Source organism: Pseudomonas sp. JV414 (assembly GCF_032424305.1).
Classification (GTDB): Bacteria; Pseudomonadota; Gammaproteobacteria; order Pseudomonadales; family Pseudomonadaceae; genus Aquipseudomonas; species Aquipseudomonas lini.
This window is the reverse complement of record NZ_VYKC01000016.1, coordinates 19,105-32,282: the sequence shown is the minus strand read 5'-3', so window position 1 is coordinate 32,282 and position 13,178 is coordinate 19,105. Positions and strand designations below refer to the sequence as shown.

Genomic DNA, 13,178 nt, shown 5'->3' with positions numbered 1-13,178 from the left:
CAATCAAGATGCATCCGCCCAGGGCGGTTCAAGCGTTGTCCGCAGACTTGGCCGGCAAAGTAAAACCGGACACCGAACGTCGCAGCTGGCTGGCCATTTTCGCCAGGTTGCCAATGCTCTCGGCGGTGGCGGTGGAACCGGACGAGGTCTGCGTGGTGATCTGCTGGATCACGTTCATCGTCAGGGAAATCTGGCCGGCCGACGAAGTCTGTTGCTGCGCGGCGTTGGAAATACTCTGGATCAATGCCGCGAGGGTCTTCGATACGCCTTCGATTTCTTCCAGGGCCACTCCGGCATCCTGCGCCAGACGCGCGCCGCGCACCACTTCGGTGGTGGTCTGTTCCATGGAAATCACCGCTTCGTTGGTGTCGGTCTGAATCGCCCGCACCAGCGTTTCGATCTGCCGGGTCGCCGCGGACGAACGCTCGGCCAGACGCTGCACTTCGTCGGCCACCACCGCAAAACCACGCCCGGCATCACCGGCCATGGACGCTTGAATCGCCGCGTTGAGGGCGAGGATGTTGGTCTGATCGGCAATGTCATCGATCAGGCTGACAATGTCGCCAATTTCCTGAGAAGACTCACCCAGCCGTTTGATGCGCTTGGCGGTGTCCTGAATCTGCTCGCGAATATTGTCCATGCCATGAATGGTGTTGTGCACCACTTCGTTGCCCTTGTTGGCGATTTCCACCGAACGTTCGGCCACCGCGGAGGATTCGGCGGCGTTGGCCGAGACCTGATCGATGGACTGGGCCATGTCGTTGATCGCTGTGGAGGCTTCGGAAATCTGCTGGGCCTGATGCTCCGAGGCTTGGGCCAGGTGCATGGCGGTGGCCTGGGTTTCCTGCACGGCGGCGGCGACCTGGCCGGCGGTGAGGTTGATGGTCGCCACCAGATCGCGCAGCTGGTCGACGGAATAGTTGATCGAGTCGGCGATGGTCCCGGTGAAGTCTTCGGTCACCGAGGCGGTCACGGTCAGGTCGCCGTCGGCGAGGTCTTCGATTTCGTCCAGCAAACGCATGATCGCGTTCTGGTTACGCTCGTTCTTCTCGGCCGTTTCACGCAGCTGACGATTGGTTTCACGCACCATCACCAGGCCGATGAGGATGATCGACATCAGCGCCAGCAAGCCCAGCACATAGCCGCCGATGGTATCGGTGTTGCGTCCGCCGGCGAGGTTTTCGAAACGGCTGGCCAGGTGCGAGGCTTCATCGAGCAGGGTTTGCGACAGGGTAAAGATGTTGGTGGCCGATTCGCGGACCTTGAACAGCTGCGGCGAGGTTTCGAGGATTTCGTCCACCGAACCCGATACGAACTCGAACAGTTCAGAAATCTCGGTCAACCGGGCGCGTGCATCGCGGTCTTCGACCTGGCTGATTTTCAGTGCCGCATTGCCCTGAAGCATGCCGTTGAGCACCAGGCCAAAACGCGCCGCGTCGCGACCGAAGGCGTCGGCCGCCTGCTGCGAGCTTTCGTCGCCGGACAGCACGGTGTTCACCGCGCCGAGAATCCGCTCGGCCAGCAGCGACTGACGCTGGGCCATCGCCACCTGAGTGGCCGGGGCGCCACGTTGCAGGAGGGTTTCGACGACCTTTTCATATTCGACCTGCAACTGCGGCACGGTTTCGGCCAGGGTCGCGGCCACTTGATGCAAGGACAAAACGGTCTGTTCGCTGGAGAGGATGGCATCGGTGTTTTTCAGCAGACGCTCCCAATCCAGCTGCACGGCGCGCATTTCCGGGCGCACGGTGGACGGTGCCGGCGGCAGGCCGGTGGAAGGATCGCCTTTCTTCAGATAGCCCCAACGCTGGGCGAAGTCGTTGCGCGCATCGCTGAGCAACTTGAACGCCGCGGCCTTGCCGGCGGCGGCTTCAGTGGCGTTCTTGGCAATGCGTTGGGACAGCACACGCAGCTCACCGGCGTGGCCGATGTACTGTTTGTCGTAATTCGCCTGGGTGTTGAGGTACGCGAAGTTGGCGAACAGCAGCATGATGAAGACGATCAGCGCGATGAACAGCACGATGATCTGCGACCGGCTGCGCGACCCTTCTGGCTTGCCTGTTTTTGCTTTTATCATCGGTCCTCGCCTGTTAACCAACACCCTGTAAAGCTTGCCGAAGAACCTGTGGGAGCTGGCTTGCCTGCGATTGCATCAACTCGGTTCGAAGTCAGACCGAGTCGTCTGCATCGCGGGCAAGCCCGACTCCCACAAGGTCCGCGTTTACAGCGCTACGTTCATGAATCCTTGCGACTGCGCCAACGCAAACGGGCTGAACACCTGCCACTTCTGCTCACGCTGAAACCGGCCTTTGACGAACGCCGACATCGGCCGTTGCAAGTCATCGGCCGGCACCGGCTCCAGACTGTCCTGGGCAAAGTGCTGCAAGCCGAAGACCTCATCGACCATCAACCCTGCAAACACGTCTTTGTGCTCCACCACCAATATCCGCCGTTGCTTGCGCAAGGCAGGCAGTTCATGGCCGGGCTCATAACCGTAAAAAAAGCCATACAAGTCCATGATCGGCAGCAGGCGCCCGCGCAGGTTAGCCACGCCCTTGACCCAGGGTTTGACCCCCGGCAATTGGGTAACGCGCGGTTCGTGCAGGACTTCGCTGACTTCGCCCATGGGCGCGACGTACCAATGCTCGCCCAAGCGAAAACCGATGCCGCTCCAGCTGTCTTGTCGGGTCGGCTGGGACGGCAGGTCTGCCGCCAGCAGACGACAGCGCTGATCAATCTGCAGCAGCAGTTCGAAAGCCGTCAGCGACTCGGTCATGACCGGACGATCAACCGGCCAGCACGTTGTTCAGGGTCTTGATCAGGGTGTCTTCGTCGACCGGTTTGGTCAGGTAGTCCTTGGCGCCTTGGCGCGTACCCCAGACTTTGTCGGTTTCTTGATCCTTGGTGGTGATGATGATCACCGGAATGTGCCCGGTTTCCGGGTCTTTGGTCAGCTGACGGGTCGCCTGGAAACCATTGAGGCCGGGCATGACGATGTCCATCAGCACTGCGTCGGGTTTTTCCTGACGAGCCAGGGCCACGCCGTCGGCGCCGTTTTCGGCTTTCAACACCTCATGACCGTGCTTTTCGAGCATGCCGGTCAGTTTGTACATTTCAGTCGGCGAGTCATCGACGATCAGAATACGTGCCATGGTCTTCCCCATTCTTGTCGACACCGGGCCCCATGGCCGAGCGTCACTGTGCGTGTCCTACTGCGGCGAAACGGCGGCGAAGCCCGGTACATGGGCCTGAATCGCGTTCAGCAGTTCTTCCTTGCTGAAAGGCTTGGTCAAAAACTGGTCGGAACCGACGATCCGGCCTTTGGCCTTGTCGAACAACCCGTCCTTGGACGACAGCATAATCACTGGCGTGGACTTGAACGCACTGTTGTTCTTGATTAAAGCGCAGGTCTGATAACCATCCAGACGCGGCATCATGATGTCGACAAAGATGATGCCGGGGTGATTGTCGGCAATCTTGGCCAGGGCATCGAAACCATCGATTGCGGTGATGACTTCACAGCCCACATTTTTCAACAGCGTTTCGGCGGTGCGACGAATCGTTTTCGAATCATCGATCACCATGACCTTCAAGGCGCTGGAATGCTGTTCCATAGTGGCTCTACCGTCGCCTTTGTGAATCAAATTGTCCGTTTACGGTTCATTGATCGCTCAAAACCCTTATTGATCAAGGGCCGAGCCTTTTTAGCACAGTCTCCCCATCCAATCTATCGGGCGACCCTGGCGGTGGTTTTTCCTTGACCGGGAACACACTCAGCGCCACTCTGACGCCACTTTTTCACAACACTTTCCACCCCAATTTCGAGGAAAACCCCATGAGCGTTCGCGTCGGGATTGTCATGGATCCTATCGCCAGCATCTCCTATAAAAAGGATAGCTCGCTGGCCATGCTGCTGGCCGCGCAAAAGCGTGGCTGGGAACTGTTCTATATGGAACAGCGCGATTTGTATCAGGCTGAAGGCGAAGCTCGCGGGCGGATGCGTCCGCTGAAGGTGTTCGCCAACCCGGAAAAATGGTTTGAGCTGGGCGCCGAAAGCGACGCGCTGCTGAGCGACCTGGACGTGATCCTGATGCGCAAGGATCCGCCGTTCGACATGGAATTCGTCTATTCCACGTATTTGCTGGAACAAGCGGAAAATGCCGGCGTACTGGTGGTCAACAAGCCGCAAAGCCTGCGTGACTGCAACGAAAAGCTGTTCGCCACGCTGTTCCCGCAGTGCACGCCGCCGACCATCGTCAGCCGTCGCCCGGACGTGTTGCGTGAGTTCGCCGACCATCACGGTGACGTGATCCTCAAGCCGCTGGACGGCATGGGCGGCTCGTCGATCTTCCGTCACACCGCTGGCCACCCGAACCTGTCGGTGATCCTCGAAACCCTGACCTTGCATGGCCGTCAGCAGATCATGATCCAGGGCTACCTGCCGGCAATCGTTGATGGCGACAAGCGCATCCTGATGATCGACGGCGAGCCGGTGGATTACTGCCTGGCCCGGATTCCCGCGCTCGGTGAAACCCGTGGCAACCTCGCCGCCGGTGGCCGTGGCGAAGCCCGACCGCTGACCGAGAAAGATCGCTGGATCGCCGCGCAAGTCGGCCCGACCCTGCGCGAGAAGGGTTTGCTGTTCGTCGGTCTCGACGTGATCGGTGAGCATCTGACCGAGATCAACGTCACCAGCCCGACCTGCATTCGCGAGATCGATAACGCGTTCGGCACCGACATTGGTGGCCTTCTGATGGATGCCATCGATCAGAAGCTCAAGACTCGTTGATCGAGAACAGCCAAGAAGCAACCAACATTGCGTTATCATCCCCGGCTTGTAAAAAACGCGATGTTGGTTTTCTTGTTATGACACTCCCGTCCGATCTGCCCCCTGAACTCGCCCACCGTGGCGTGCGTCCGGCTGATCGCCTCGGTTTCACCCTGTTTCTGGCGGCGCTGATTCACTTGGCCTTGCTGCTGGGCGTCGGGTTTTCCATGGTTGAACCCAAGCAAATCAGTAAAACCCTGGAAATTACCCTCGCCACGTTCAAAAGCGAAAAGAAGCCTGAGAAAGCTGACTTTCTCGCCCAGGAAAATCAGGAAGGCAGCGGCACCCTGGAGAAAAAAGCGATTCCCAAGACCACCGAGGTCGCGCCATTCCAGGACAACAAGGTGCAGCAAGTCACCCCACCGCCGGCGGCCAAGCCTCAAGTGCAGGAAGCCGCGCCCAAGGCGTCTGTGACCACCGTCGCGCCGAAGCCGAAAAAAGCTGCAACCAAGACTGAAGAACCCAAGCCCCTGACCAAACCCCAAGTGGCGGCACCGACGTTCGACAGCGCGCAACTGTCCAGCGACATCGCCAGCCTGGAAGCGGAACTGGCCAGCGAACAACAGCTGTACGCCAAGCGCCCGCGCATTCACCGTTTGAGCGCCGCATCGACCATGCGCGACAAGGGTGCCTGGTACAAAGATGAATGGCGCAAGAAGGTCGAGCGCATCGGCAACCTCAACTACCCCGACGAAGCCCGGCGCAAACAGATTTACGGCAATTTGCGACTGATGGTCTCGATCAACCGCGACGGCTCGCTGTATGAAGTGCTGGTACTGGAATCGTCCGGCCAGCCGCTGCTGGACCAGGCGGCGCAGCGCATCGTAAGGCTCGCGGCGCCGTTTGCACCGTTTACCGGGGATCTGTCAGACATCGACCGTCTGGAAATCATCCGCACCTGGAAGTTTGCGCGTGGCGACAAGCTCTCCAGTAATTGACCAGCGCAAAACCCCTGTGGGAGCGGGCTTGCTCGCGAAGGCGTCGGGGCAGTCGACATCAATGTTGAATGTACCGCCCTCTTCGCGAGCAAGCCCGCTCCCACATTTGGTCTGTGCCGACCGCCAAATTGCGGCATCCCCGGCTTGTCAGTTCGCCCCTCCAACGCCACACTAGCGCTCATGAAGAACGTCAGCCCCAGCTACCTCAAGCATCACTTCCTGATCGCCATGCCGCACATGGCCGACCCGAACTTTGCGCACACCTTGACCTACATCGTCGAGCACACGGCCAATGGTGCCATGGGGCTGGTGGTCAACCGCCCGCAGGACCTGAACCTGGCCGATATCCTCGAGCAATTGCGCCCCGATATCGAACCGCCGTTGCTCTGCCAGCATGTGCCGATCTTTATGGGTGGCCCGGTGCAAACCGATCGCGGTTTTGTCCTGCATCCGTCGGGGAAAACCTTTCAGGCGACCGTTGATCTGGAAGGCGACTTGTCCCTGTCGACCTCCCAGGACGTGTTGTTCGCCATCGCCGACGGCGTCGGCCCCGCGAAAAGTCTGATCACCCTCGGCTACGCCGGTTGGGAAGCCGGGCAATTGGAAGCCGAACTGGCCGACAACGCTTGGCTGACCTGCCCGTTCGATGCCGACATCCTGTTCAACACCAGCAGCGAATTGCGTCTTGAAGCGGCGGCCAAACACTTGGGCGTCAATCTCAGCCTGCTCACCAGCCAGGCGGGGCACGCCTGATGGCCCTGCGGTTGATTTTGGGTTTCGACTACGGCACCAAACAGATCGGCGTTGCGGTCGGCCAGGTGATTACCGGCCAGGCCCGCGAGCTGTGCACCTTGAAGGCGCAAAACGGCATTCCTGACTGGAATCAGGTCGAAGCCCTGATTAAAGAGTGGAAACCCGACGCTGTGGTGGTCGGTCTGCCGCTGAACATGGATGGCACACCGAGCGACATGTGCCTGCGGGCCGAGAAGTTCGCCCGACGCCTGAACGGCCGCTACAACCTGCCCTTCTATACTCACGACGAGCGCCTGACCACCTTCGAGGCCAAGGGCGAACGCCTGGTCCGTGGCGGCCAGAAAGGCAGTTACCGCGACAACCCGGTCGATGCCATCGCCGCCGCTTTGCTGCTGCAAGGCTGGCTCGACGAAAACACCGCACTGTTCGAATCCTGACCGCACTAATTCTGAAGAGCCGCTGCGGCGTCTCCCTTAGCGACACCCCGAGCCACCACTCAAGCGGCATCCGGCTCGGGACAAAGAAGGAGCAAACCATGAGCCTGCCCAATCCCGCCGAACTGATCAGCCAGATGGCGACCCGTCTAGACACCTATCTGGCCAAACGGGGCATCAGCGAACCGCGCTACATCGGCATTCGGACCGGTGGCGTCTGGGTCGCTCAGGCATTGCTCGATGAACTGGGCAGCGATTCGCCTCTGGGCACCCTGGACGTTTCGTTCTACCGCGACGACTTCAGCCAGAACGGCCTGCACCCACAAGTACGCCCATCGGCGCTGCCGTTCGAAATCGAAGGCCAGCACCTGGTGCTGATCGATGACGTGCTGATGAGCGGTCGGACCATCCGCGCCGCGATGAACGAACTCTTCGACTACGGTCGCCCGGCCAGCGTGACGCTGGTGTGCCTGCTGGACCTGGACGCCGGTGAATTGCCGATCCGCCCGAACGTGGTTGGCGCGACCCTGTCGCTGGCGGCCCACGAACGAGTGAAACTGTCGGGCCCGGAACTCAAGCTCGAACTTCAAGACCTCGCCCTTTAATTCGCCCTATTGAGAGTCCCCCTCGCGATGACGCCTCTAGAAACCAAGCGCCCGCTGCAGCTCAATGATCAGGGCCAGCTGCGCCACTTCCTCTCGCTCGACGGTTTGCGCCGCGAGCTGCTGACGGAAATCCTCGACACTGCCGACTCGTTCCTCGAAGTGGGCGCCCGGGCGGTGAAGAAAGTCCCGTTGCTGCGCGGCAAGACCGTGTGCAACGTGTTCTTCGAGAACTCCACCCGCACCCGCACCACCTTCGAACTGGCGGCCCAGCGGCTATCGGCAGACGTGATCACCCTGAACGTGTCGACGTCGTCGGCGAGCAAGGGCGAAACCCTGCTCGACACCCTGCGCAACCTGGAAGCCATGGCCGCCGACATGTTCGTCGTGCGTCATGGTGATTCCGGCGCGGCACACTTCATCGCCGAGCATGTCTGCCCGCAAGTAGCGATTATCAACGGCGGCGACGGCCGTCACGCCCACCCGACCCAGGGCATGCTCGACATGCTCACCATCCGTCGGCACAAGGGCGGCTTCGAAAACCTTTCGGTAGCCATCGTCGGCGACATCCTGCACTCGCGGGTGGCGCGCTCGAACATGCTGGCTCTGAAAACCCTTGGCTGCCCGGACATTCGCGTGATTGCGCCGAAAACCCTGCTGCCGATCGGCATCGAGCAATACGGTGTGAAGGTCTATACCGACATGACCGAAGGCCTGAAAGACGTAGATGTGGTGATCATGCTGCGCCTGCAGCGTGAACGCATGACCGGCGGCCTGCTGCCGAGCGAAGGCGAGTTCTACCGCCTGTTCGGCCTGACCACCGCCCGCCTGGCCGGGGCCAAACCGGATTGCATCGTCATGCACCCGGGGCCGATCAACCGTGGGGTGGAAATTGAGTCGGCGGTGGCCGACGGCCCGCACTCGGTGATCCTCAACCAGGTGACCTACGGCATCGCGATTCGTATGGCTGTGCTGTCCATGGCCATGAGCGGGCAAACTGCCCAGCGCCAATTCGAGCAGGAGAACGCCCAGTGAAGCTCAGCATTCTCGGCGCACGCGTTATCGATCCGGCCAGCGGCCTGGATCAAGTGACTGATATCCACGTTGAAGCCTGCAAGATTGTCGCCCTTGGCGCCGCTCCAGCCGGTTTCGTTGCAGTAGACACCATCGACGCCAAGGGCCTGGTGGCGGCCCCGGGTCTGGTTGACCTGAACGTCGCCCTGCGCGAGCCGGGCTACAGCCGCAAAGGCTCGATCGCCAGCGAAACCCGCGCCGCCGCTGCCGGTGGCGTGACCAGCCTGTGCTGCCCACCGAAAACCAAACCGGTGCTGGACACTTCGGCTGTGGCCGAACTGATCCTCGACCGCGCTCGCGAAGCCGGCAACACCAAAGTCTTCCCGATCGGCGCCCTGAGCAAAGGCCTGGATGGCGAACAGCTGGCCGAACTGGTCGCCTTGCGCGATGCCGGCTGCGTGGCCTTCGGCAATGGCCTGGAGAGTTTCCGCAATACCCGCACCCTGTGCCGGGCGCTGGAATACGCGGCGACGTTCGACCTGACGGTGATTTTCAATTCGCAGGACCATGATCTGGCCGAAGGTGGCTTGGCTCACGAAGGCCCGACTGCGAGTTTCCTCGGTTTGCCGGGCATTCCGGAAACCGCCGAAACCGTGGCCCTGGCCCGGGATCTGCTGCTGGTCGAGCAAAGCGGCGTGCGCGCGCACTTCAGCCAGCTCACCAGCGCCCGCGGCGTGGCACTGATCGCCCAAGCCCAGGCCCGTGGCCTGAAGGTCACGGCGGACGTGGCGTTGTATCAGCTGATCCTCACCGACGAAGCGCTGATCGACTTCAGTAGCCTCTATCACGTCCAGCCGCCGCTGCGCACCCGTGCGGACCGCGATGGCCTGCGGGCAGCGCTGAAGTCGGGGGTGGTGTCAGCCATTTCCAGCCATCATCAGCCCCATGAACGCGATGCCAAACTGGCACCGTTCGGCGCGACCGAGCCGGGCATCAGCAGTGTTGAACTGCTGCTACCGCTGGCGATGACATTGGTGGAAGACGGTTTGCTGGATCTGCCAACGCTGCTCGCACGACTCAGCGCGGGCCCAGCCGAAGCGTTGCGTCTGCCGGCGGGCAAATTGGCGGTGGGTGGGCCTGCAGATATCGTGCTGTTCGACCCTGCGGCCTCGACCGTGGCCGGTGAGACCTGGTTGTCCAAGGGTGAGAACTGCCCGTTCATTGGCCATAGCTTGCCGGGTGTGGTGCGTTACACCCTGGTGGATGGGCGGATCAGCCACCAAGCGTAAAACCGCGTTGCTCCAATCGCGGGCAAGCCCGCTCCCACAGGGTTATCGGTTGACCGCAAGATTTGCGGACAATACACATCCACTGTGGGAGCGGGCTTGCCCGCGATGACTTACTGGAAGGCGCCTCTATCCTGGGCATTGCGAATAGACACTTGGTCATTCAACGTCCAGAAGTCATACAACACCCCCAGAAAGAACACCCCGCCCGTCACCAGGTACAGCAACCCGCTGATCCACTTCCCCTGATACATCCGATGCACACCGAATACCCCAAGAAACGTCAGCAAAATCCACGCCACGTTGTATTCGATGGGGCCGGCGGTGAAGCGCAGGTCCGCTTCACGGTCCATGGCCGGGATCAGAAACAGGTCGATCAACCAGCCGATCCCCAGCAAACCGAGGGTAAAAAACCAGATCGTCCCGGTCACCGGCTTACCGTAATAGAAGCGGTGAGCCCCGGTAAAACCGAAAATCCACAACAGGTAACCAATCACTTTGCTGTGTGTGTCTTGCTCTGAAGCGGGGTGTTGATAGGTGTTCATGGATGACCTCGACTCACACGATAGAGAAATATTCTTGAATTCTTTGTGACTTTTTTACAGGTGGCCGACATACGGCAGATGCTACCTTCATTCCTGTCAAAGCCTTGTAATACCTGACTTTTGTCAGACAACTCACGTCAATTTTGCCGCTTTTTAGTTCCGCGCCCGCCAGTTTGAATCGACCAACGGCCTCGGAGGGGCCAAAAAAGCTGTTATAAAGTTGCGCGTTCACCCATATGAGCCTTGCCTAATGCGTCCATTTTTCAAGACATGGCTAACCATTTGCCTATTATTGCCCCTGGCCGCCCACGCCACCAATCGTGAGCAACGTCTTCCTAACGTGAATGGTTACACCCCAAAATCCCATGTTTCTGCTCCTTCGAGCAAAAACAAACAGACCGTAAAACGCTCCAGCCAGCTGAGCAGCGTAAACAGCAAGCTGGTCCCGCCGATGGCGACCAAGGAAAGCAGCAACGTGCTGAGCCGCGCGGTAAACGTGCTCGGTACGCCTTATCGTTGGGGTGGCAGCAGCCCAAGTAAAGGGTTCGATTGCAGCGGTCTGGTGAAATACGCGTTCAACGACGCCACGTTTGACTTGCCACGTACCTCCAACGCCATGGCCAGCGGTCATGGCGAGAAAGTCGATCGCAACGATCTGAAGCCAGGCGACCTGATTTTCTTCAAACTCAAGAGCCGCCGGGTCAATCATGTTGCCATCTACCTGGGCAACGATCGCTTCATCCACGCACCACGCCGTGGCAAGTCAGTGACTATCGACACCCTGAAGAAACCGTACTGGGAAAGCCACTACGTGGTTGCCAAGCGGGTTTTGCCGAAAGAACAGAATCAGCTACGCGTCGTACAGCGCTAATTATTTAAAGCAAGATCAAGAGATCGCAGCCTTCGGCAGCTCCTACATGGAAACGCGTATTCCCGTGTAGGAGCTGCCGAAGGCTGCGATCTTTTGCTTTTAAGGCACTCAAAAATTATCCGGCGACCGCGCCTTCTCCCGTGCATGCTCGCGGCTGATCACGCCCTTGGTCACCAGCTCCTTCAGGCACATATCCAGGGTCTGCATCCCCAGCGACCCTCCGGTCTGAATTGACGAGTACATCTGCGCCACCTTGTCTTCGCGGATCAGGTTACGGATCGCCGAAGTGCCAAGCATGATTTCGTGGGCGGCAATTCGCCCGCCGCCGATTTTCTTGATCAATGTCTGCGACACCACCGCCAGCAATGACTCGGAGAGCATTGAACGCACCATCGATTTCTCGTCGCCCGGAAACACGTCCACCACTCGGTCGATGGTTTTCGCCGCCGACGTGGTGTGCAGCGTGCCAAACACCAGGTGACCGGTCTCGGCGGCAGTCAACGCCAGCCGAATAGTCTCCAGATCACGCATTTCCCCCACCAGAATCACGTCCGGGTCTTCGCGCAGGGCCGAGCGCAGGGCCGTGGCGAAGCTGCGGGTATCGCGATGGACTTCGCGCTGATTGATCAGGCATTTGCGCGATTCGTGGACGAACTCGATGGGGTCTTCGATGGTGAGGATGTGGTGATGGCGATGGTTGTTCAGGTAATCGATCATCGCCGCCAGCGTGGTGGACTTGCCGGAGCCGGTCGGGCCGGTCACCAGCACCAGGCCTCGGGGCGCTTCGGTAATCTTGCGAAACACTTCCCCCATCCCCAAATCGTCCATGCTCAGGACCTTGGACGGAATGGTCCGAAATACCGCGCCCGCTCCACGATTCTGGTTGAAGGCATTGACCCGAAAACGCGCCACGCCGGGCACCTCGAAGGAAAAGTCGGTTTCAAGATGCTTCTCGAAATCCACCCGCTGGAGGTCGTTCATGATGTCGTAGATCAGCTCATGCACTTCCTTGTGGTCCAGGGCCGGCAGGTTGATGCGTCGCACATCGCCGTCGACACGGATCATCGGTGGCAGGCCGGCGGACAGGTGCAGGTCAGACGCGCCTTGCTTGGCGCTGAAAGCCAGCAGCTCAGTGATATCCATAGCGCTCCTCAATTCCAGTAGAATGCCGCGAACCTCAGACCCGCTGGCGCCTCTTGAATGTCCACGATAGCAGACAACATCGCTCAGGTTAGTTCACGCATCCGTGCTGCCGCGCTCGCCGTCGGGCGCGACGAGTACACCATCCAGCTGCTGGCCGTGAGCAAGACCAAGCCCGCCGAAGCCCTGCGGGAAGCGTATGCCGCCGGCCTGCGCGATTTTGGCGAGAACTACCTGCAGGAAGCCTTGAGCAAACAGCTCGAATTGGCCGACCTGCCCTTGATCTGGCACTTCATCGGCCCCATTCAATCGAACAAGACTCGCGCTATCGCCGAGCATTTCGACTGGGTGCATTCCGTGGATCGCTTGAAAATCGCACAACGCTTGTCCGAACAACGTCCTGCCGATTTGCCTCCATTGAACATCTGCATCCAGGTCAACGTCAGTGGTGAAGCCAGCAAGTCCGGCTGCACCCCGGCCGACCTGCCCGCTCTGGCCGATGCCATCAGCGCGCTGCCGCATCTGAAATTGCGCGGGCTGATGGCGATTCCCGAGCCGACTGAAGATCGCGTCGCCCAGGATGCAGCCTTTGCTGCCGTGCAGAGCCTGCAAGCCAGCCTGAATCTGCCACTCGACACACTTTCCATGGGCATGAGCCACGACCTCGAGTCGGCCATTGCCATGGGCGCCACTTGGGTCCGTATCGGAACAGCCCTTTTTGGCGCTCGCGGCTCTCAACAAATGCATCGCCAGCCTTGAAGCAATGG

15 protein-coding genes are annotated in these 13,178 nt (G+C 60.0%); 9 read left to right on the top strand and 6 right to left on the bottom strand.

Going from position 1 to position 13,178, the window contains the following annotated elements:
• Positions 1–28 precede the first annotated feature (28 nt).
• From F6R97_RS16645 to pilG, 4 genes are all read right to left on the bottom strand, one after another.
• Positions 29–2,077, bottom strand: a complete 2,049-nt coding sequence (locus F6R97_RS16645) for a methyl-accepting chemotaxis protein (protein WP_315866833.1) — start codon at positions 2,075–2,077, stop codon at positions 29–31.
• 144 nt (positions 2,078–2,221) lie between these two features.
• Positions 2,222–2,776 carry a chemotaxis protein CheW gene (locus tag F6R97_RS16640; RefSeq protein ID WP_315866832.1) on the bottom strand — a complete coding sequence of 185 codons (555 nt, stop codon included), beginning with the start codon at positions 2,774–2,776 and terminating at the stop codon, positions 2,222–2,224.
• A gap of 10 nt (positions 2,777–2,786) precedes the next feature.
• A complete protein-coding gene (pilH, locus tag F6R97_RS16635; protein ID WP_007897961.1) occupies positions 2,787–3,152 on the bottom strand; it encodes a twitching motility response regulator PilH in 366 nt (121 codons plus the stop codon).
• A gap of 57 nt (positions 3,153–3,209) precedes the next feature.
• Complete coding sequence (gene pilG, locus F6R97_RS16630; RefSeq protein WP_038980984.1) at positions 3,210–3,614, bottom strand: twitching motility response regulator PilG; 405 nt, start codon at positions 3,612–3,614, stop codon at positions 3,210–3,212.
• Positions 3,615–3,835: 221 nt separating this feature from the next.
• Between pilG and gshB the strand changes: the two genes are divergently transcribed.
• The 7 genes from gshB to F6R97_RS16595 all read left to right on the top strand — a co-directional run bounded on the left by gshB (position 3,836) and on the right by F6R97_RS16595 (position 9,858).
• Positions 3,836–4,789 carry a glutathione synthase gene (gene gshB / locus F6R97_RS16625; RefSeq protein ID WP_038980983.1) on the top strand — a complete coding sequence of 318 codons (954 nt, stop codon included), beginning with the start codon at positions 3,836–3,838 and terminating at the stop codon, positions 4,787–4,789.
• A gap of 77 nt (positions 4,790–4,866) precedes the next feature.
• Positions 4,867–5,766 carry an energy transducer TonB gene (locus F6R97_RS16620; RefSeq protein ID WP_315866831.1) on the top strand — a complete coding sequence of 300 codons (900 nt, stop codon included), beginning with the start codon at positions 4,867–4,869 and terminating at the stop codon, positions 5,764–5,766.
• Positions 5,767–5,946: 180 nt separating this feature from the next.
• On the top strand, positions 5,947–6,519 hold the full coding sequence (locus F6R97_RS16615; RefSeq protein ID WP_038980980.1) for a YqgE/AlgH family protein: 573 nt from the start codon (positions 5,947–5,949) through the stop codon (positions 6,517–6,519).
• Entirely contained in the window at positions 6,519–6,956 is a 438-nt protein-coding gene (gene ruvX / locus F6R97_RS16610; protein WP_007897947.1) for a Holliday junction resolvase RuvX, read from the top strand. The genes F6R97_RS16615 and ruvX overlap by 1 nt, the downstream gene beginning before the upstream one ends.
• Positions 6,957–7,054: 98 nt before the next feature.
• Positions 7,055–7,558, top strand: coding sequence for a bifunctional pyr operon transcriptional regulator/uracil phosphoribosyltransferase PyrR (pyrR, locus tag F6R97_RS16605; RefSeq protein ID WP_038980979.1), 504 nt, complete (start codon positions 7,055–7,057; stop codon positions 7,556–7,558).
• Positions 7,559–7,585: 27 nt separating this feature from the next.
• Positions 7,586–8,590 carry an aspartate carbamoyltransferase catalytic subunit gene (locus F6R97_RS16600; protein WP_007897943.1) on the top strand — a complete coding sequence of 335 codons (1,005 nt, stop codon included), beginning with the start codon at positions 7,586–7,588 and terminating at the stop codon, positions 8,588–8,590.
• The gene (locus tag F6R97_RS16595; RefSeq protein ID WP_123719686.1) at positions 8,587–9,858 is read left to right on the top strand and encodes a dihydroorotase; all 1,272 of its coding nucleotides are present in this window, start codon (positions 8,587–8,589) and stop codon (positions 9,856–9,858) included. The genes F6R97_RS16600 and F6R97_RS16595 overlap by 4 nt, the downstream gene beginning before the upstream one ends.
• Before the next feature lie 110 nt (positions 9,859–9,968).
• On the opposite strand, the gene F6R97_RS16590 is transcribed toward F6R97_RS16595, so the two are convergent.
• Complete coding sequence (locus F6R97_RS16590) at positions 9,969–10,400, bottom strand: NINE protein (RefSeq protein WP_050682260.1); 432 nt, start codon at positions 10,398–10,400, stop codon at positions 9,969–9,971.
• A 250-nt stretch (positions 10,401–10,650) separates the two neighbouring features.
• On the opposite strand from F6R97_RS16590, the gene F6R97_RS16585 reads away from it, so the two are divergent.
• Positions 10,651–11,271, top strand: a complete 621-nt coding sequence (locus F6R97_RS16585; RefSeq protein ID WP_038980977.1) for a C40 family peptidase — start codon at positions 10,651–10,653, stop codon at positions 11,269–11,271.
• Between the two features lie 108 nt (positions 11,272–11,379).
• Here the strand turns inward: F6R97_RS16585 and F6R97_RS16580 are convergent, their stop codons facing one another.
• Complete coding sequence (locus tag F6R97_RS16580; RefSeq protein ID WP_007897938.1) at positions 11,380–12,414, bottom strand: type IV pilus twitching motility protein PilT; 1,035 nt, start codon at positions 12,412–12,414, stop codon at positions 11,380–11,382.
• A 57-nt stretch (positions 12,415–12,471) separates the two neighbouring features.
• Here F6R97_RS16580 and F6R97_RS16575 point away from each other — a divergent pair, with 57 nt between their 5' ends.
• Positions 12,472–13,170 (top strand): YggS family pyridoxal phosphate-dependent enzyme, encoded by a 699-nt coding sequence (locus tag F6R97_RS16575; RefSeq protein ID WP_038980975.1) that lies wholly within the window; start codon positions 12,472–12,474, stop codon positions 13,168–13,170.
• Positions 13,171–13,178 lie beyond the last annotated feature (8 nt).